Annotated in this window: 16 protein-coding genes; 6 read left to right on the forward strand and 10 right to left on the reverse strand. The window is 61.7% G+C overall.

Going from position 1 to position 18,045, the window contains the following annotated elements; genetic code table 11:
• The 3 genes from WAO69_RS12585 to WAO69_RS12595 all read right to left on the reverse strand — a co-directional run.
• Positions 1-1,432: hypothetical protein (locus WAO69_RS12585; protein WP_422179624.1), on the reverse strand; the 1,432-nt coding region annotated here is incomplete at its 3' end.
• Between the two features lie 215 nt (positions 1,433-1,647).
• Entirely contained in the window at positions 1,648-2,259 is a 612-nt protein-coding gene (locus WAO69_RS12590; protein WP_422179626.1) for an inner membrane-spanning protein YciB, read from the reverse strand.
• Positions 2,260-2,699: 440 nt separating this feature from the next.
• The gene (locus WAO69_RS12595) at positions 2,700-3,413 is read right to left on the reverse strand and encodes a DUF5765 domain-containing protein (RefSeq protein ID WP_422179628.1); all 714 of its coding nucleotides are present in this window, start codon (positions 3,411-3,413) and stop codon (positions 2,700-2,702) included.
• A 438-nt stretch (positions 3,414-3,851) separates the two neighbouring features.
• Between WAO69_RS12595 and WAO69_RS12600 the strand changes: the two genes are divergently transcribed.
• Entirely contained in the window at positions 3,852-4,346 is a 495-nt protein-coding gene (locus tag WAO69_RS12600; RefSeq protein WP_422179630.1) for a hypothetical protein, read from the forward strand.
• A gap of 109 nt (positions 4,347-4,455) precedes the next feature.
• On the opposite strand, the gene trpS is transcribed toward WAO69_RS12600, so the two are convergent.
• Positions 4,456-5,484: a tryptophan--tRNA ligase gene (trpS, locus tag WAO69_RS12605; RefSeq protein ID WP_422179632.1), complete on the reverse strand. Its 1,029-nt coding sequence runs from the start codon at positions 5,482-5,484 to the stop codon at positions 4,456-4,458.
• Positions 5,485-5,576: 92 nt separating this feature from the next.
• Between trpS and WAO69_RS12610 the strand changes: the two genes are divergently transcribed.
• A complete protein-coding gene (locus WAO69_RS12610) occupies positions 5,577-6,263 on the forward strand; it encodes a rhomboid family intramembrane serine protease (RefSeq protein ID WP_422179634.1) in 687 nt (228 codons plus the stop codon).
• Here the strand turns inward: WAO69_RS12610 and WAO69_RS12615 are convergent, their stop codons facing one another.
• The 5 genes from WAO69_RS12615 to WAO69_RS12635 all read right to left on the reverse strand — a co-directional run bounded on the left by WAO69_RS12615 (position 6,264) and on the right by WAO69_RS12635 (position 13,284).
• Entirely contained in the window at positions 6,264-6,455 is a 192-nt protein-coding gene (locus WAO69_RS12615; RefSeq protein ID WP_422179636.1) for a YgaP family membrane protein, read from the reverse strand.
• A gap of 79 nt (positions 6,456-6,534) precedes the next feature.
• Positions 6,535-8,118 carry a murein biosynthesis integral membrane protein MurJ gene (gene murJ, locus WAO69_RS12620; protein WP_422179638.1) on the reverse strand — a complete coding sequence of 528 codons (1,584 nt, stop codon included), beginning with the start codon at positions 8,116-8,118 and terminating at the stop codon, positions 6,535-6,537.
• A gap of 101 nt (positions 8,119-8,219) precedes the next feature.
• On the reverse strand, positions 8,220-9,302 hold the full coding sequence (gene rsgA / locus WAO69_RS12625) for a ribosome small subunit-dependent GTPase A (RefSeq protein ID WP_422179640.1): 1,083 nt from the start codon (positions 9,300-9,302) through the stop codon (positions 8,220-8,222).
• A gap of 30 nt (positions 9,303-9,332) precedes the next feature.
• A complete protein-coding gene (locus WAO69_RS12630; protein ID WP_422179642.1) occupies positions 9,333-12,089 on the reverse strand; it encodes a [protein-PII] uridylyltransferase in 2,757 nt (918 codons plus the stop codon).
• 16 nt (positions 12,090-12,105) lie between these two features.
• Positions 12,106-13,284 (reverse strand): penicillin-binding protein activator, encoded by a 1,179-nt coding sequence (locus WAO69_RS12635; RefSeq protein ID WP_422179644.1) that lies wholly within the window; start codon positions 13,282-13,284, stop codon positions 12,106-12,108.
• An 88-nt stretch (positions 13,285-13,372) separates the two neighbouring features.
• Between WAO69_RS12635 and rsmI the strand changes: the two genes are divergently transcribed.
• The 4 genes from rsmI to WAO69_RS12655 all read left to right on the forward strand — a co-directional run bounded on the left by rsmI (position 13,373) and on the right by WAO69_RS12655 (position 16,541).
• The gene (gene rsmI, locus WAO69_RS12640; RefSeq protein ID WP_422179646.1) at positions 13,373-14,236 is read left to right on the forward strand and encodes a 16S rRNA (cytidine(1402)-2'-O)-methyltransferase; all 864 of its coding nucleotides are present in this window, start codon (positions 13,373-13,375) and stop codon (positions 14,234-14,236) included.
• Positions 14,233-14,643 carry a YraN family protein gene (locus tag WAO69_RS12645; RefSeq protein ID WP_422179648.1) on the forward strand — a complete coding sequence of 137 codons (411 nt, stop codon included), beginning with the start codon at positions 14,233-14,235 and terminating at the stop codon, positions 14,641-14,643. The genes rsmI and WAO69_RS12645 overlap by 4 nt, the downstream gene beginning before the upstream one ends.
• A 63-nt stretch (positions 14,644-14,706) precedes the next feature.
• Positions 14,707-15,642 carry a glutathione synthase gene (gene gshB / locus WAO69_RS12650; protein WP_422179650.1) on the forward strand — a complete coding sequence of 312 codons (936 nt, stop codon included), beginning with the start codon at positions 14,707-14,709 and terminating at the stop codon, positions 15,640-15,642.
• 2 nt (positions 15,643-15,644) lie between these two features.
• On the forward strand, positions 15,645-16,541 hold the full coding sequence (locus WAO69_RS12655) for an alpha/beta hydrolase (protein ID WP_422179652.1): 897 nt from the start codon (positions 15,645-15,647) through the stop codon (positions 16,539-16,541).
• Here WAO69_RS12655 and WAO69_RS12660 read toward each other — a convergent pair.
• Complete coding sequence (locus WAO69_RS12660) at positions 16,511-18,022, reverse strand: YifB family Mg chelatase-like AAA ATPase (RefSeq protein WP_422179654.1); 1,512 nt, start codon at positions 18,020-18,022, stop codon at positions 16,511-16,513. The genes WAO69_RS12655 and WAO69_RS12660 overlap by 31 nt on opposite strands.
• Positions 18,023-18,045: the final 23 nt, after the last annotated feature.

Consider the following 18,045-nt stretch of genomic DNA (forward strand, 5'->3'; position numbering starts at 1 on the left):
CAATCGTTCCCTCATAATCGCCTCCGCAGAATTGAGCGGTGGCCATGTGAAATCTTCGATAGGTCCAATAGGGGTCATTCTTGAGCGCAGTGCCTTCTCTGAATTCTGCGACCGAACGCTGGTGATCACCGTTCAGCAAGTATCCATACCCCAGGCAAATATGGGCTTGCGGGTAATTGGGGCTAAGTTCATAGCATCGTTCTGCATCCGACATGACTTTTTCAGGGTCTCGGATAACCGTCGCTCGGAACAAGCAACGGGCGAAAAAGATGAAATCGCTTTGCGGCATCAACTCGACGGTTCGGTCAAAGGCGGCTGTGATTTCGGCAAGTCTATCTTCGTCAAATTCTTCAAACCGGATTCCGTTCCTCATGACGACGCCCGTCGCCCACATGCTCAGGCTCATCCCGTCATTGGGATTCAACCGTCTGGCTCGGTCCATGACGGAAATACAGCGCTCCAGGTCAGCGATGGTGCATTCATAAAACAGCCCGGCGGCACGAGTCCGCAGTTCTGATACGCTCAAGTTTTCGTCGGGAATTTCGCCGATGCGATTGTTGTCGAGGGAATTGACGAAGAGGCGGAGCTTGGCGTCGACCTGCGCGGCGACACTGTCGCAAAAGCCAAACAGGTCTGAGGCATCTCCCTCGAACACCTCGGCCCAAACTGTCGAGGCATCATCTAGCAAAACCAAAGACAGATTGACCCGCGCACGCCCACCGGACCGGCGAAACCTGCCACGCAGGTTGTATGTCGTCTTCTTTGTCGAGCCCACAGACATATCGCGCACCTTGATCCCAGTGCGCCGAGACAGTGCATAGACGATCTGTTCGTGCAAATCCTCCGCAGCCGATGTCGTTTCCTCATCACCCGGGGCAGGAACAAGTTTCTCAACGCCGATGATGGGCACCTCTTCGGATCGGCGGCCAGCAACGAGTCTTTCAGGCCTCCACTGAAAGCACTGGATCGGGCGTGGAATGTTTTTCAGCTTGAAGGTTCCCGCGTCCAGAAACCCCTCTGCCTGCTTGGATGAAAGCTGATGATAGACGTCCGCTGACAACATCATACCGCCCGGCGGTGCTTCGGTTTGAAGGCGGCAAGCAATGTTCAGTCCCGCCCCGTAGAGGTCCGCTTCGTCGGAAAAGATGTCCCCCATATGCAAGCCAATGCGCAGACGAATCTTTGGATGGTCTGCAAGCCCCCTTTGTATCTCAACGGTTGCAGCAACGCTTGAAACAACCGAAGGGTAAGCGATGATCCAGCCATCGCCCATGCGCTTCAAGATTTCTCCACCGTGTCTTCGTGCGATGGGTTCAAGCAGTCTGTCCCTAAGATCATGCACAAGTGAGATCGCAGCGTTTTCGTCCTGTGCCATCATCAAGGAATAATCAGCAATATCTGCTGCTTGAATGAATGCAAAGCGACGTGACATGAACGGTTGATGTCTCCAAAATCTTCCGACACACGCAGTCTAAAGTAATTTCTGCAACTTCGCATTCTTTTCGGGCCTGCTACACTTAGGAGACAGACGACAAGCGCCTTGCCGGGCCGTCTCCGACCGCCGACTGCTCCGGCCTCAAACCAGCCGTTCGGCGCGGGATGATCGAAGGGTTGCCGAGCGGATGAACCCGCAGGCAGCTGTTTCAATCAGGGTTTCTTTTTCGATGGCTTGAGCGTTGCATGGTCAATGAACAGCCCGATTTGCATGATGAAAAAGGCGAAAACCACGATTGGCATCACCAGGGTTTCGAAAAACAACCAGAATTCTTCGGATTGCGTACGCCAGACCAACTCATTGGCACCGGCGGACAGCAAGAACAGCCCCATCATGCGTTTCGTGAGGATCATCCAGCCCTTTGGCTTCAACGGGATCATGTCTTCCATGATGTATTTCAGCCAGGATTGACCCCTCAGAAGACCGACGCCCAGGATCAGGGCCAAAGCCAGGTAAACCGCCGTCGGTTTCATCTTGAACAGCCTGGGATCATTCAGCCAGACGCTGAGCCCTCCGAACACAAGAACCATCACGGCTGTCGCCACCTGGATCCGTGCGACCCGACCTGACAACAGCCACAGCGCGCAGATGGCGATCAGAAAAACCGGGATGAATGCCGCGGTGACCGCCACGAAGCCGGTGTATTCGGTGCCCGCGATCAGAAAGGTTTCGTTCCTCAAGATCAGATAGGCCACGACAAACCCGATGGTCGGACCGAACTCCAACGTCGCTTGTACTCCGAAAGGCAGTGGCTTGGTCGTCATGTTTTTCAGGCCTTCAAATGCGTGTCCCGGCACTCAGGTCCCAAGATAGCGCACGAAGGGACATTTGCCGCAGGCTTATCGCCTCTGGGCTGGTTTTTCGAGCGGCAAAAATCCACAAACTCATCCAACAGGCAGAACCCGGGCGGCTGGACTCCGAGCCGAACAAGGCCGGCGTTGCGATCGCTGCGGACACCAGGATCAACCGTCCGCTCTGACATTCCAGACTGGCGTTTTCAGGACCCTGTGAACCCGGGATACGGCAGAAATCCGAAAGGATGTGCCGCGTCAGGTCGCCTGCTTGGCCAATCTCCCCGAGGGGCAAACATCACACAGCGTCAAAGGTCACGCGCACAAGCCGGTGTATTCGCTGCCCGCATCATGCGCGCTGACCTCACAGCGGCTTGCGCATTGATCGATGGGCAGCGGGCCTCGGACATCGGTCACGCGGGTTGATGCGCACCCATCACCCGAACCCGGATGAACGGGCTTAGCGAAATCAGGATGATACCGATTGAGAACAGGCACCAGATCGCGGGTTGTTCATTCAGATTTGTCGTGAGCATGTAGGCCAGAACCGGCCCCATCAGAAGGTGGAACAGCGCAAAGCGCCAGGAGCCATACCAAAGGGGCAGGATAAAGACGGCAATGAAGTAAGCCGGGAAAAAGAGACCAAAGCTCAGGTATGAGCCGCCCCATTCCATCAAGCCGTTCAGCGGCAAAATCCAGCCAATGTGCCAGTCGCCGGAGATCAGGCAGGTTTGCAGCCCACACATGGGCGAGCCGGGCGAGCAGGATCCAAATGCCTCCAACGGCACCAGTTTGAGCAGCATGAGCGCCGTCGCGATTGCAGCAAGGCCATAAACGCAGCGCCTTTGCCAGCCGGGAACCGGAGCTGGTGCGATCGCCATGGCAAATGCGTTGATGAACAAGGGCTGGAACGCAATATGCAGATAGGACAGCGTGGTGATTGATATGTTTGCAGGGTTGGAGCATTCATCCACCACCGCGTATCCGGTCGCCTGCAATCCCTCCATCAGGGTGAAAAAGCCAAGCGTGACCCAGATGGCTTTCGGCTCGCCCCGCATGGCCGTAACCGCGGTGGCTGCGCCGCCGAGCGCCACCATTGCGACCGACGCCGATGCGCTCCAACACATGATGAATGCCTCCTGATGCCCCGACATTGGGGTAAAACCAAACGCGTTATCAAGGGCATTTCGGCCGCAATTGCCTGCAACACGGCCCGGGCGAGGGCGTCGCACGGGATTTCAAGGCCTGTGCCGGCCTCTGCGTGTTGGCACCCGCGCGACGGGTCGGCGACGTGCCACCTGTTGCTGAAACGGCGCGCCGGCCGGTCTGTTTCAGGTTTGAGGTCGATGGGGCCAAGCGTTGAATGAGGAATGCTTCATTGACACATGCGTCCCTGCCTAAGCATTGTCACACCTGGTTGGACGCAGCTGCGTGCCGCAAGGATCTCTCCCGGATCGGATCCTGTCTGGTGGTCTGAACGGCTCAGGTTGGCCGCATCAGGCACAGGTTTGCCACATCCATCAGCCTTCAGCGATTGGACAATTGTGATGCGCGCCTGTTTTCTGATGATCATCTGCCTGGTGGGTTTGCAGGCCTGCGTGCCTGCGCGCACGACCCGCACCGCCTATATGCCCAACACCGAAGATGCCATGCGCGTCAGGGGCAATTGCGAGTTCGGCGTTCATACGGTTGCATCGCGCGATTACAACGGCCTGATCATGGGCGTGAAGGTGGTCCGGAACAGCAACTATTTGGGACAAACCAATCTGAACGACGGCAAGGGGACCATCGTGCAGTTCACATTCCGCGGTGAGGGCGCGGACCGACTTGAGGTAAACCCAAACGCGTTGCGCATTCTGGCTGGCAATCGCAGGTTGGCCCCCATCGGGCGTACAGCACGGGAGGCTTACTTCAATTTCGAACCCGGAGCCTACAAGAACATTACGGTTGTGTTTGGCCGCAACGCGGCAGTCATCTACGGCAAACCGCTTGAGATCGCTCCGATCCGCTTCGAATACCGCACTGAAAGCAAGGTCGCCATCACGGCCATGAACTGCTGAGTTCCTGGCTTCAGCCAATGTCTGATGTCCGCAGAACCGTCCCCCGGCCATCCTGCGCCGCATGAGGGACCCGTGTCGCTGAACGGTCCGAGGTCTGAAGGCCGCGCCCCTAGACCTCGACCGGCGGGATCATTCCCACGATGTCATAGGTCTGACGCAGAATGGGACGGGTGATTTCGCGGGCGCGCTGGGCACCGCGTGACAGGATGCGGTCGATCTCGTCGGGTTCGGCCACCAGCCGCGCCATCTCGGTCGAGATGGGAGAAAGCTTGGCCACCGCCAGATCGGCCAGCATCGGTTTGAAATCGCCGAACTGCTTGCCGCCCACATCCGCCAGCACCTGATCGACCGTCTGATCCGACAGGGCCGCATAGATGTTGACCAGATTGCGCGCCTCGGGGCGGTTCTCCAGCCCCTTGGCCTCGGAGGGCAGGGCATCGGGGTCGGTCTTGGCCTTGCGGATCTTCCTGGCAATCGCGTCGGCATCATCGGTCATGTTGATGCGCGCCATATCCGAGGGATCGCTTTTGGACATTTTCTTCGACCCATCGCGCAGGGACATCACCCGCGTGGCCGCGCCTTCGATCACCGGCTCGGTCATGGGAAAGAAATCCACGCCGTAATCATGGTTGAACTTGGCCGCGATATCGCGGGTCAGTTCCAGATGCTGTTTCTGATCCTCGCCCACCGGCACATGGGTGGCGTGATAGATCAGGATGTCGGCCGCCATCAGCGCCGGGTATCCGAACAGGCCCAGGGACGCGTTTTCGGCATTCTTGCCCGCCTTGTCCTTGAACTGGGTCATCCGCTTCATCCAGCCCATGCGCGCCACGCAGTTGAAGATCCAGCCAAGCTGCGCGTGTTCGGGCACCTGTGACTGGTTGATCAGCACGGATTGCTCAGGATCGATCCCCGCCGCGATAAAGCCGGCGCACAGCTCACGCGTGTTTTTGACCAGATCAGCCGGATCTTGCCAGACGGTGATCGCATGCAGATCAACCATGCAGTAGATCGTCTCGAACTCGGGGCCCTGCATGTCCACAAAGCGTTTGATCGCTCCGAGGTAATTGCCCAGCGTCAGCCCGCCGGACGGCTGGATGCCGGAAAACACGCGCGGGGTGAACTGGGTCTCGGACATCTGTGCACTCTCATCTGGTAAAATCTGATGGTCTCGCTTACCCATGAGGCCATGTGCCGTCAAGAAGCCCAACCCCAAGGAGCCAGGCCCGCATGAGCAGTGACCCGAATGCAAGCCCCGTGAACCCGCTGCCGCCGCTGGTGGTTGTGCTGTTTCTGGCCATCGTCCTGATCGAGGCCGCGTTTTCGCTGGGAGAACAGGGCATGATCGGCGGAGCCAGCGCGGTCGGCTGGCGGCTCTGGGCGATGCAGACCTATGCGTTCAGCGGCGAGATCTTCGACTGGATGTGGCAGACGGGCCAATGGCCGCCCGAACATCTCATGCGTTTTGTCACCTATGGTTTCGTGCATGCCTCGCTGGTGCATGCGGCCTTTGCGGGGGTGATCCTTCTGGCCATGGGCAAGATGGTGGCCGAAGCTTTCGGGCAGTGGCGCATGTTGTTGATTTTCGTTCTGTCCGGGGCGGGGGCCGCGTTGATCTATGCGGTGCTTCTGGATGATCCGGTGCCGCTGATCGGCGCGTTTCCCAGCGTCTATGGCCTGATTGGCGGCTTTACCTATCTGCTCTGGCGCAATCTGGAACAGATGGGCCAGAACCAGTACCGCGCCTTCACGCTCATCGGGTTCCTGATGGCGTTTCAACTGATCTTCGGCCTGCTGTTTGGCGGGCAGAATGACTGGATCGCCGATGTGGCGGGCTTTGTGGTGGGGTTTGCCTTGTCCTTCGTGCTCAGCCCGGGCGGCTGGTCACGCATGCGCGACCAGATCCGCCACGACTGATCAGGATTTCATCGCACAGGTGTTCATCCCCAACAGCCCATAGGCCGGGCAATAGCCCAACACACCGGTGACCAGAGGCACGATGCCCAGCAGACCCCACATGGTTTGCGGCCCGATATAGATCAGCGAGAGCAGACCCAGGCCGACGATGATGCGCAAAGCGCGGTCGAGATTTCCCTGATTGCGTGTCATGATGCGGTTCCCATTCCCTGGCTATGTCTTGTGTCAAACCTAGCGCAGCACGGTCGGGGCGTCGTTGATGTGGATCAGTTCAGCGCCTGACCGCGCGTCTGAACTCGCCCAGGCGAAACGCGCCGATCAGATGGCCGACTGTGAAATAGACGACCATCCCCGCAAGGATCAGAACCAGCAACGCCAGCCAGCGCAGACCGCCTAGAACCAGAAGCGGAGCCAGCAGATAGGCCATGGCGAGAAGCGCCACGCCCATCACCAGGGAGGCCGCAACAATGCGGGGCACCCGTCCGCGAAAGCGCGCGTCAAAGCGCGCCACATCGCCCATGTCACGCGTGCCGCGATACAGCAGCCAGACCATCGCCCAGGCCGCGACGGTCGTTCCGATCGCGGCCCCGAGGAAACCGATGGCATAGGCCATGCCCACGGCGACAACCGCGTTGATCACCATCGCGATCAGCGCATAGCGAAACGGCGTGCGCGTATCCTCGCGCGCGAAATAAAGCGGCTGCAGCACTTTTTGCAGAACGAAGGCAGGCAGTCCCGCGCCATAGACCGCCACCGCCATGGCGGTGGCGTCGATGTCCTGCGGCCCGAAGGCCCCGCGCCCGAACAGCACCGAGACCAGCGCTCCGGGTACAACGATCAGCGCCACCGCCGAAGGCACGGTCAGCGCCATCGACATTTCTCCTGCCCGGCTCAGCGCATCGCGCCCGCCCGCGTCATCCTGCGCGCGCAACCGGCGCGACAGATCCGGCAGAAGCACCACGCCGATGGCGATGCCGACCACGCCCAGGGGCAATTGATACAGCCGGTCGGCATAGCTGAGCCAGGCAATCGCGCCGTCAAAGAACGAGGCGACCTGTCGGCCCACCAGCAGGTTGATCTGCATGACGCCGCCCGCCAGCATCGCCGGCAGCGCGATGATCGCCAGTTGCTTCAGATCCGGCGTCAGGCGCGGCATGCGCAGGCGCAGCACAAAGCCCGCCCGGGCCGCCGCGACCCAGACCAGCGCCATCTGTACCACACCCGCGATCGGGATCGCCCATGTCATCCACGTGCCGATATGCACCGACAGGGCGCTCACACCGGGCGCGAAGTCGCCCTCGATGCTGCCAGAGCTGGCGGCGGCCGCCCAGATCACGCCGATCAGCGTCATGTTCAGCAGAACCGGCGCGGCCGCTGCCGCCGCAAAGCGCCCGGTGGCGTTCAGCACGCCCGACAACAGCGCGGCAAGCGAGATGAACAGAATATAGACAAAGGCGATACGCCCGAAGCTGACCGCCAGATCAAAGCGCACATCGCCCGCAAAGCCGCTGGCCATGGCCAGCACCAGCCAGGGCATGGCCAGTTGTGCAAGCAGCGTAAAGGCAATGAGGAGCCCACCCAGCGCCGAGAACGCATCCTGGGCAAAGGCCCCGGCATCCTCCTGGCCTTCGACCTTCTTGGAAAACAGCGGCACGAATGCGGTGTTGAACGCGCCTTCTGCGAAAAACCGTCGGAACATGTTGGGCAGCGAAAACGCGATCAGAAAGGCTTCGGCCACCGGCCCGGCCCCCAAGAAGGCGGCAATCATCACATCGCGCGCAAAGCCGAACACCCGGCTGAGAAGCGTCCAGACGCCCACCGTGAGAAAGCCCGTGACCAAGCGGATCGGTTTCATGGCACCTGCTCGTTGCCCGTTTTATCCGTGATACCGCGCTTTGCGCCCCACGGGAAGGGCGGCGGTGCAAGGACCGCGCCGCGCTTGCGCCCGGGTCTGTTTCAATCGCGCTTCTTGTGGATCTTCTGGACGTTCCTGACGAGTTTGCCAAAGCTCTTTTCGATATAGCGCCGTTCCGCCAGGCTGGCCGAGTTGAAGGCCTCTTCGGCCTTGAGCTTGCGCCAGCGCGCCAGACGCGCCTCGTCGATCTCGCCCGCGGCGAGGGCCGCGCGGATCGCGCATCCCGGTTCGGTCTCGTGGCGGCAGTCGTTGAACTTGCATTCCGTGGAGAGCGCATGGAGATCGGCGAACAGGTCATCAATGCCCGAGGCGACATCGGTCATCTGCACCTCGCGCATGCCCGGCGTGTCCAGAACGATGCAGCCACCGGGCACGATATGCAGCTGGCGGCGCGTCGTGGTATGGCGTCCTCTGGCGTCAGCCTCGCGGATGGCTTGTGTTTCGATCTCCTGCGTGCCGGCCAGAGCATTGGTGAGCGTTGATTTGCCCACGCCGGATGACCCCAGAAAGGCCACCGTATGGCCGGGCCTGCACCATTCGGCCAGTTTCTCGCGCGGGTCGTCGCCGCGCGCATCAAGGGTGACCACCGGCACAAGATCCGAGATCGCGGCGGCGCTTTGCACATAATGCGCCGCGTCCTCGACCAGATCGGATTTGGTCAGGATGATGACCGGCGTGATATCGGCCTCAAGGGCCAGCGCAAGATAGCGTTCCAGCCGGGCGACGTTGAAATCCTGATTGCAGGAGGTGACGATGAAGGCCGTGTCGATATTGGCCGCGATCAGCTGCACCTGACGATCCGGCCCCGGAGCGCGGCGTTTCAACAGGCTTTTGCGCTCCAGAAGCAGGCTGGCATCCATGTTGGTGCGGTCCAGCAGCAGCCAGTCGCCAACGGTCACATCCGCGCGCGGCGGCAATGTGGTGTCTATGTCGTTGCCGATGACATGCAGGCCGCTGCGATGCACTTCGACCACGCGCACCGGGGGGCGGGCGGTGATATCATCGGCGCTGATCTGTTGGGCGAACCAGGGCTGCCAGCCCAGCCGTTGCAGGGCCGTGGGCTGCGGCTTTGATCCGTCAGCCGCCCTGTCCGCTCCCAGAAATTCCGAATAATCCCGTGTCATCGACGCTCGGCTTTCATGTGCTGGCCCTGATCAGCTGTCGGCGCGCTGGGCACCCTCTGCGATGGCCTGACGCAGCCTGTCCTCCAGCGATTTCTGTTTGGCTTTCGAGTGGTACTTCAGCCCGAACATATCCTTGACATAGAAGGTATCGACGACCTGTTCGCCATAGGTGGCGATAACCGCATTGGCGACATAGACATTCATCGCCGCAAAGGTGCGCGCCAGATCATAAAGCAGGCCGGGACGGTCGCGGGTGTCGACTTCGATGATCGTATAGATTTCCGAGCCGTCGTTATCAAAGGTGATATGGGTGGGCACGTTAAAGGCTTTTTCGCGCTTCTTGATCTTGTCGCGCGATTTCAGTTCGTCGCGCGCCACCACCTCGCCGCGCAGGGTCTTTTCGATCATGCGGGTCAGGCGGGCCAGACGCGAGGCCTCATAGGGTCTGCCCTCGGCATCCTGAATCCAGAAGGCATCGGTCACATAGCCATCCTTGGAGGTATAGCTGCGCGCATCCACGACATTCGCCCCGACCAGAGCCAGCGCGCCCGCGATCCGGGCGAATATTCCGGGATGATCGGGCATCACGAAACAGGCGCGGGTGGCATCGCGGTCTTCGTCGGGAAACAGGTTGATCAGGATGCGGTTGTCATCCTCGATCTCGTCGAGCTGGCGCAGCATGCGGGCGAAGTCCAAATGGGCTGTCACATGCAGCCCCTGCCAGTAGGGATCATAATGGCGCGCGGTTTCGCGCCTGAGATCGGCTTTCGACCAATCGGGCAGCGCCTCGCGCAGGTCTTTCTTGGCCTCGGCACCGCGGTTCTCGCGGTTGAGATCCTCCATCCCGGTTTCAAGCGCGCGCCGCGCCTGACGATACAGCGCGCGGATCAGGACGGCTTTCCAGTTGTTCCAGGTGCCCGGGCCGACACCGCGGATATCACAGACCGTCAGCACACAGAGCAGATCCAGCCGCTTGACCGTCTGCACCGCCTTGCAGAAATCGCGCACCGTGCGCGGATCGGCGATGTCGCGTTTCTGCGCCAGATCGGACATCAGCAGGTGATAGCGCACCAGCCATTCCACCGTCTCGGTTTCCTGCTTGTTCAGGCCCAGACGCGGCGCAACCGTGCGCGCGATCTGTGCGCCAAGCTGCGAGTGATCCTCGGGGCGGCCCTTGCCGATGTCATGCAGCAACAGCGCCACATAGAGAACCTTGCGGTTCACCCCCTCCTTGAGGATGCTTGAGGCCACCGGCAGGCTTTCGATCAGCTCGCCCTTTTCGATCATCGCCAGCTGCGCGATGCACTGGATGATATGCTCATCCACCGTATAGCTGTGATACATGTTGAACTGCATCATCGCCACGATGGGTTCGAATTCCGGGATGAAAGCCGACAGCACGCCCAGTTCGTTCATGCGCCGCAAGGCGCGTTCCGGATTGCCGTGCTTGAGCAGCAGGTCGAGGAAAATCTGCTGCGCTTCGCGGTCATTGCGCATCTCGTCGTCAATCAGCGAGAGATTGGCGCGCACAAGGCGCATGGCATCAGGGTGGATCAGCATACCCGTGCGCAGCGCCTCCTCGAACAGGCGCAGGATGTTCAGCTTGTCCTGAAGAAAGCGCTTGGGGTCTTCAAGGTTGATCCGGTTGTGAACCACCGTATAGCCCGGCTTGACGCGCGGCTTGCGGCGAAAGATGCGCTCGAGCAGGGGCTCGGATTTGGCATGGGTCGCTTCCAGATCGGTCAGCAGGATACGTGTCAGATCGCCCACCGCCGTGGCGTGACGAAAGTAATCCTGCATGAACAGCTCGACACCGCGCCGCCCGGCCTTGTCCTTGTATCCCATGCGGTCGGCGACCTCGACCTGCATGTCGAAGGTCAGCTGTTCGATCGGGCGTCCGGCCAGCAGATGCAGATGGGCGCGCACCGCCCAGAGGAAATCCTCGGCCTTGACGAACCGGGCGAATTCTTCGGGGCGGAAGACGCCAAGATCAACCAGTTCGGCAGTGTCGTTCACACCGCGGATGTATTTTGCGATCCAGAACAGCGACTGCAGATCGCGCAGCCCGCCCTTGCCTTCCTTGACATTGGGCTCGACCACATAGCGCTGGTGATAGCGCCGGTGGCGTTTCTCGCGCTCTTCCAGCTTGGCTTCGATGAAATCCCGCCCCGTGCCTGAAAACAGGTCGGTCTTCAGCCGGCTGTCCAGCTCGTCGGCCAGCTTGCGGTCTCCATCCAGGAACCGGTGTTCAAGCAGAGAGGTGCGGATGGTAAAGTCTTCGTGGCCCAGCCGGATGCAATCCTTGATCGTGCGCGAGGAATGCCCGACCTTCAGCTTCAGATCCCACAGGACATACAGCATGCTTTCGATCACGCTCTCGGCCCATGGGGTGATCTTGTAGGGCGTCAGAAACAGCAGATCGACATCCGAGAAGGGCGCCATTTCTCCGCGCCCATAGCCACCCACGGCGATCAGCGCGATGCGTTCGCCTTCGGTGGGATTGGCCGCGGTGTGCAGGTGTTTGCGCGCCAGGTAGAGCGCGGATTTGACCAGCCCGTCGGTGAGGTAGCTATGTGCCCGCGTCATCGGGCGCGCGGCGAAGGGCTGGGCGGCAAAGGCCTCGGCGATGGCCGCGCGGCCGGCGTTTTTTGCCGCGCGCAGGATCTCGACGCCAGCCGCGCGCAGGTCGGTGCCGCTGTCGGCAGACAGGGCGGCGGCGTCAAGCGCGCTCTGGATGGCCGGCGCGTCGAAAATCTCGGCGGGCGGGCAGATCAGAGCTTCGGCCATGACGGCTGTGGTTTCTTCAGAAACCGGCGCCGGAGAAGCTTCTTGGGGCAGGGTCAATCACAACCACCTGTCTGTTTTGGATCGTGGCCACGGCCAACCCGCGTTCATTAGTCCCATCCGGCAGCAAACGGAAGACTCCGCTGACGCCCTGGAACCCGGCGCTTTGTGTCAGCGCGCCTCCGGTCAGGGCATTGGACTGCCCGTTTGCCACAAGCGCGCCGATGGCGGCGATACCGTCAAAGGCCAGCCCGCCGATCGGGTGGGGAGAGGTGCCATAAGCGGCCTGATAGCGGCTGGCAAAGCGTTGCGACAATGTCGGGTCAGGCAGGGCAAACCAGCCGCCCTGCACGCCGGGCAGATCCAGTGTCTGCGTCGGGATGTCCCAGCGTGTCAGGCCGATATATTGCACCTCACCGGGGCGCACACCGGCTTCGGGCAGAAGCTGCGCAAACAGCGGCAGCGCCCCCGAGGTGGTGGCGGTGAGAAACACGGTATCCGCATTCACGCTGCGCACTGTCGAGGTGACGGTCGGGATCGCCGCGACCACGTCCTGCTGGGACAATTCATAGGGCACGACGCCGGTGACGCTGGCGCTGGAGATCTGCCCGGCGGCCTGGATCGCATTGCGCCCGATCTGCCCGGCGACATCATTGGAATGGACGACGACCACGCTGGTTTTTCCCTGGCTGCCGGCAAAACGCATCAACCGGTTGGCGGTGTTCTGAAAGGTCGGCCCGAGGACAAAGACATTGCCTCCGGCGATGGTGGTGTTGTTGGAAAAGGACAGGACGTTGATGTTCCGCGCCGAGGCGGCGACACCGGCGGCATTGGCCGCTTCGGCATAGACCGGACCCAGGATGATGCGCGCGCCATCGTTGATGGCCTGTGTCGTCTGGCTGGCAGCCTGCTGGGCATTGCCTGCAGTGGAATAGACGCGCAGGTCGATTTGCACGCCCTGCAGTTCCGACATCGCCAGCCGCGCGGCGTTCTCGAGGCTTCGGGCCAAAACGTCGTCACCGGCCTGGCCCGATCCGCTGGGCACCAGAAGTGCGACGGGGACAGGGGCGTTGGTGTTGATGGTCGGTCCACTGTTGGCACCGTTGATCGCGACATCGCAGGAGGCCAGCGCCAGCATAGATATCACGGCGACGCTGCGGAGCGTATACTTGCGGGCGGATCGGAAAAGGTTGAACATGGACACTGGCACTCCCTGATCGGCGGCTTGTGCGCGCCGTATTGGTCTTTGGCCGCAATAATAAACACCAACCGAGGCGGGTCCAGCGTTGAATCCTCAGATGTCCACCCTTCCTGCCGGTCTTTATTTTGTGGCGACCCCGATCGGCAGCGCGCGCGACATCACCTTGCGGGCGCTGGATATCCTGGCTTCGGCGGATGTGATTGCCGCGGAAGACACCAGAAGTCTGCGCAAACTCATGGAGATTCACGGCATCGCTCTGAAGGGGCGCCACATTCTGGCCTATCACGATCACAGCGGTGAGGGCCTGCGTGCCAAGCTGATTGCGGCCGTGGCGGATGGGCAATCGCTTGCCTATGCCTCCGAGGCCGGCATGCCGCTTGTCGCCGATCCGGGGTTCGAGCTGGGCCGCGCGATGGCCGAGGCGGGGCATCTGGTGACGGTGGCTCCGGGGGCGTCCGCACCGCTGGCGGCGCTTGCGATTTCGGGGCTGGCAAGTGATGCGTTTTTCTTTGCCGGTTTTCTGCCATCGGCCAAAGGCGCGCGTCGCAGCAAGCTGGAAAGCCTGCGGGAGATCCCCGGAACGCTGATCTTTTTCGAATCGCCCCGCCGTGTGGGCGCAATGCTGGCGGATGCGGCCGATGTGCTGGGCGCTGGGCGCGAGGCGCGTGTCTGCCGCGAAATCACCAAGAAATTCGAAGAGGTGCGTCGGGGCACGCTTGCATCACTGGCCGATGAGATCGGGTCCGGCGCGCTGAAAGGCGAGGTTGTCGTTCTGATCGCGCGGGCGGGTTCGGAAAAAATTAGCGAATCTGATTTAGAAACGGACCTGAAGGCGGCGCTGGGGACGATGTCGCTGAAGGATGCGGCGGATGCCGTGTCCCAGGCCCATGGCCTGCCCCGGCGCAAGGTCTACCAGATGGCGCTGAAACTTGGACAGGACAAGACATGAGAGAAGGCAGGCAGGATTTATCGGGCGGGCAGGGCATATCGGGCAGGCAGCACCTTGGAAGATCAAACTATCATGCGGGTCTGGCGGCCGAGGCACGTATTGAACGGCTTTATTGCGACAGGGGCCATGCGCTGCTGGCTCGGCGCTGGCGCGGCAAGGGCGGTGAGATTGACCTGGTCTTTCGAAAAGACGATGTGATCTCCTTCGTTGAAGTGAAACAGGGGCGCGATTTTGCCCGTGCTGCCGAAAGCCTGAAACCGGCGCAGGCCCGGCGGATTTTCTGCGCTGCCGAGGAGTTTCTGGCGTCCCAGCCGGCGGGTGGCATGACGGAATGCTGCTTTGATGTGGGGTTGGTGGATGGCACCGGTGCCTGCGAAATCATCGAAAATGCGTTGCTGTTGCATTAGGATGCATTGAATTGCGCGCGTTGCTGGGTCATTTAACGGCTCAGTCAGCGAAAGGCGCGCAGAATGAAAATTGCATTTCAGATGGATCCTATCGGCGGCGTGAATATCAACGCCGACAGTTCTTTTCGCCTTGCCGAGGAAGCGCAGGCGCGCGGGCATACGCTGTTTTACTACAGTCCCGATATGCTGGCCTTTCAGGAAGGGCGGATCACGGCGCGCGGTCATGACATGACAGTGCAGCGCGTGCCTGGTGATCCGGCGATCCTGGGGCCAATGCGCGAGGTGGATCTGGCGGATTTCGATGTGGTCTGGCTGCGTCAGGATCCGCCCTTTGACATGCATTACATCACCTCGACCCATCTGCTGGATCGCCTCAAGGGGCAGACCCTTGTGGTCAATGATCCGTTCTGGGTGCGCAATTTCCCTGAAAAGCTTCTGGTGCTGGATTTCCCCGAACTGACACCGCCCACGACGATCGCGCGGGATCTGGATACGATCAAGGCGTTCAAGGCCAAGCATCAGGACATCATCCTCAAACCGCTTTACGGAAACGGCGGCGCGGGGGTGTTTCGCCTGGATACGCAGGACCGCAACCTGACCTCGCTGCATGAGCTGTTCTCGGGGTTTTCGCGTGAGCCGCTGATCGTGCAGAAATTCCTGCCCGATGTCAGCAATGGCGACAAACGCGTCATTCTGGTGGATGGCGAGGCGGTGGGCGCGATCAACCGCGTTCCGGCACAGGGCGAGACTCGCTCGAACATGCATGTGGGCGGGCGGCCCGAAAAGATTTCCCTGACCGAGCGCGATCTTGAGATTTGCGCCGCGATTGGCCCGCTGCTGAAGGAAAAGGGGCAGATCTTTGTCGGGATCGACGTGATCGGCGATTACCTGACCGAGATCAACGTGACCTCACCCACCGGCATTCAGGAGCTTGAGCGTTTTGACGGGGTGAACATCGCTGAAAAAATCTGGCAGGCGATCGAAGCCAGGCTGGGCTGAGCATGAGCTGGCAGCTGGATACGCTCAACACCGGGCTGCGTCTGATCGCCAAGCGCGGCATTCACCAGACTGCCAATCCCGCAGCGGCGGAGCGTGCGCTGGAACTGGGCGCGCTGGGGCTGCGACAGCCGCCGTTTCTGCGCACCACATCGCGTCCCGGCGGATTGCACTGGATCAGCGTGGGGGATTGTGCGCCGGGGCGGGTGATCCTTTACTTTCATGGCGGTGGCTATGTGGCCGGCAGCCCGCTGACTCATCAGGGGATGCTGGGGCGGCTGTCCAAGCTGGCCGGAATCGAGGTCTGTGCGCCTGATTACCCTCTGGCGCAGGAGGAGACCTTTCCGGCGGCGTTCGACGCCGCGCTCGCGGCGTTTCGCGCCTTGGGTGATCTGAATTATGATCCCGGAGATATCGTCATCGGCGGGGATTCAGCCGGGGCTGGGCTGTGTCTGGCGCTGCTGGCGTGGTGCTGCCAGCAGGGCACGCCTCCGGCCGGAGCTTTCGCGTTTTCGCCCTGGACCGATCTGGCGCTGACCGGCGAGAGCCTGAAGAGCAATGCCGAGAGCGATCCTTTGTTACCCCCGGAGCGCATTGGTGAACTGGTTGATACCTACCTGCAGGGGGCCGATCCGCGCGATCCGCGATGCTCGCCGTTGTATGGTTCGTTTCCGGGCTGCCCGCCGGTGCTGATCCAGCTGAGCGAAACGGAAATCCTGCGCGATGACGGCTTGCGCATGGCCGAGCGGCTGCGCCAGTTCGGCGGTGACGTCACCGTACAGGTGGAAGAGAACGCCCCCCATGTCTGGCAGATCTTTGACGGCTGGGTGCCCGAGGCGCGCGCCAGCCTGCGCCAGACGGCGGAGTTCGTTCAGAGCGTTTTGGCCCCCATCATCCGATAGCTGAGCGCCTCGGCCACATGGGGGTGGCGCACGGTTTCCGAGCGTTCCAGGTCGGCAATCGTGCGCGCCACGCGCAAGACCCGGTGATAGCCGCGCGCGGTCAGCCCGAAGCGATCGGCGGTTTTGCTCAGCAGGGCCTGACCCTCGGAGTCGGGGGTTGCGATCTCGTGCAGCATTTCACCCTCGGCGTCGGCATTGTGATGCATGGGGTGCCCCTGAAACCGGGTCTCCTGCAGGGCGCGCGCCGCGGCGACGCGCGCGGCAATCGTGGCCGAGCTTTCGCCATCGGCGGGCAGATCGAGATCGGACAGGGATACGGGGGGCACTTCGATGCGCAGATCAAAGCGGTCCATCAGCGGGCCCGAGATGCGCCCGAGGTAATCCTCACCGCAGACAGGTGCGCGCGAACAGGCGCGCTCGGGATCAGACAGATATCCGCATTTGCACGGGTTGGCGGCGGCCAGCAGCATGAAGCGGCAGGGATAGCGGATATGGGCATTGGCGCGCGCCACCATGACTTCGCCGGTTTCAATGGGCTGGCGCAGGGTTTCCAGCACGGTGCGGGCGAATTCGGGGAATTCATCCATGAACAGCACGCCGTTATGGGCAAGGCTGATCTCACCGGGTTTGGCCCCGCGCCCGCCGCCCACGATGGCCGCCATCGAGGCGGTGTGGTGGGGCTCGCGAAACGGACGGCTGCGGCTGATGCCGCCCTCTTTCAGCAGCCCGGCCAGCGAGTGGATCATCGAGGTTTCAAGGGCTTCGAACGGGGTGAGTGGGGGCAGGATGCCGGGCATGCGTGCGGCGATCATGGATTTCCCCGCGCCCGGTGTGCCCACCATCAGCAGATGGTGGCGCCCGGCGGCGGCGATTTCCAGCGCGCGTTTGGCGCGTTCCTGGCCTTTGACATCGCGCAGATCGCGCAGGCCCGTGTCCGATTGCACCTCGCCCGGCTGGGCCGGCTCCAGCGGTGCAAGGCCTGCATAATGCTGCACGACCTCGGTCAGGCTGGCGGCGGCCGTGACGCATGTGGCATCGACCCAGGCCGCCTCTGGCCCCGATCCGGCGGGGCACAACAGGGCGCGCCCATCTTCTGCCGCGCGCATCGCGGCGGGCAGCGCGCCCAGCACCGGCACAAGCGAGCCGTCCAGTGACAGTTCTCCCAGCGCGACGGTTGTCTCGATCACATCCGCAGGCAGGATATCCAGCGCACACAGCAGAGCGATGGCGATGGGCAGGTCGAAATGGCTGCCTTCCTTGGGCAGATCGGCGGGCGACAGGTTGACGGTGATCCGTTTGGACGGCAGCGCGATAGCCATGGATGTCAGGGCCGCACGGATGCGGTCGCGCGCCTCGCTCACGGCCTTGTCGGGCAGCCCGACGATGGAAAACGCAGGCAGGCCCGGTGAAACGGCGCATTGAACTTCGACGGATCGCGCCTCCACCCCTTCGAAGGCGACCGTGTAGGCGCGTGAGACCATCCGCTTACCCCCGTGGACCATGG

This window comes from Aestuariivita sp. (assembly GCF_049276915.1).
Taxonomy (GTDB): Bacteria; Pseudomonadota; Alphaproteobacteria; order Rhodobacterales; family Rhodobacteraceae; genus Aestuariivita.

Bases quoted from the DNA above. Each gene is read 5' to 3' on its own strand.
- WAO69_RS12590 (WP_422179626.1), bottom strand. From the start codon at position 2,259: ATGACGACCAAGCCACTGCCTTTCGGAGTACAAGCGACGTTGGAGTTC.
- WAO69_RS12595 (WP_422179628.1), bottom strand. From the start codon at position 3,413: ATGTGTTGGAGCGCATCGGCGTCGGTCGCAATGGTGGCGCTCGGCGGC.
- WAO69_RS12600 (WP_422179630.1), top strand. From the start codon at position 3,852: ATGATCATCTGCCTGGTGGGTTTGCAGGCCTGCGTGCCTGCGCGCACG.
- trpS (WP_422179632.1), bottom strand. From the start codon at position 5,484: ATGTCCGAGACCCAGTTCACCCCGCGCGTGTTTTCCGGCATCCAGCCG.
- WAO69_RS12610 (WP_422179634.1), top strand. From the start codon at position 5,577: ATGAGCAGTGACCCGAATGCAAGCCCCGTGAACCCGCTGCCGCCGCTG.
- WAO69_RS12615 (WP_422179636.1), bottom strand. From the start codon at position 6,455: ATGACACGCAATCAGGGAAATCTCGACCGCGCTTTGCGCATCATCGTC.
- murJ (WP_422179638.1), bottom strand. From the start codon at position 8,118: ATGAAACCGATCCGCTTGGTCACGGGCTTTCTCACGGTGGGCGTCTGG.
- rsgA (WP_422179640.1), bottom strand. From the start codon at position 9,302: ATGACACGGGATTATTCGGAATTTCTGGGAGCGGACAGGGCGGCTGAC.
- WAO69_RS12630 (WP_422179642.1), bottom strand. From the start codon at position 12,089: ATGGCCGAAGCTCTGATCTGCCCGCCCGCCGAGATTTTCGACGCGCCG.
- WAO69_RS12635 (WP_422179644.1), bottom strand. From the start codon at position 13,284: ATGTTCAACCTTTTCCGATCCGCCCGCAAGTATACGCTCCGCAGCGTC.
- WAO69_RS12645 (WP_422179648.1), top strand. From the start codon at position 14,233: ATGAGAGAAGGCAGGCAGGATTTATCGGGCGGGCAGGGCATATCGGGC.
- gshB (WP_422179650.1), top strand. From the start codon at position 14,707: ATGAAAATTGCATTTCAGATGGATCCTATCGGCGGCGTGAATATCAAC.
- WAO69_RS12655 (WP_422179652.1), top strand. From the start codon at position 15,645: ATGAGCTGGCAGCTGGATACGCTCAACACCGGGCTGCGTCTGATCGCC.
- WAO69_RS12660 (WP_422179654.1), bottom strand. From the start codon at position 18,022: ATGGTCTCACGCGCCTACACGGTCGCCTTCGAAGGGGTGGAGGCGCGA.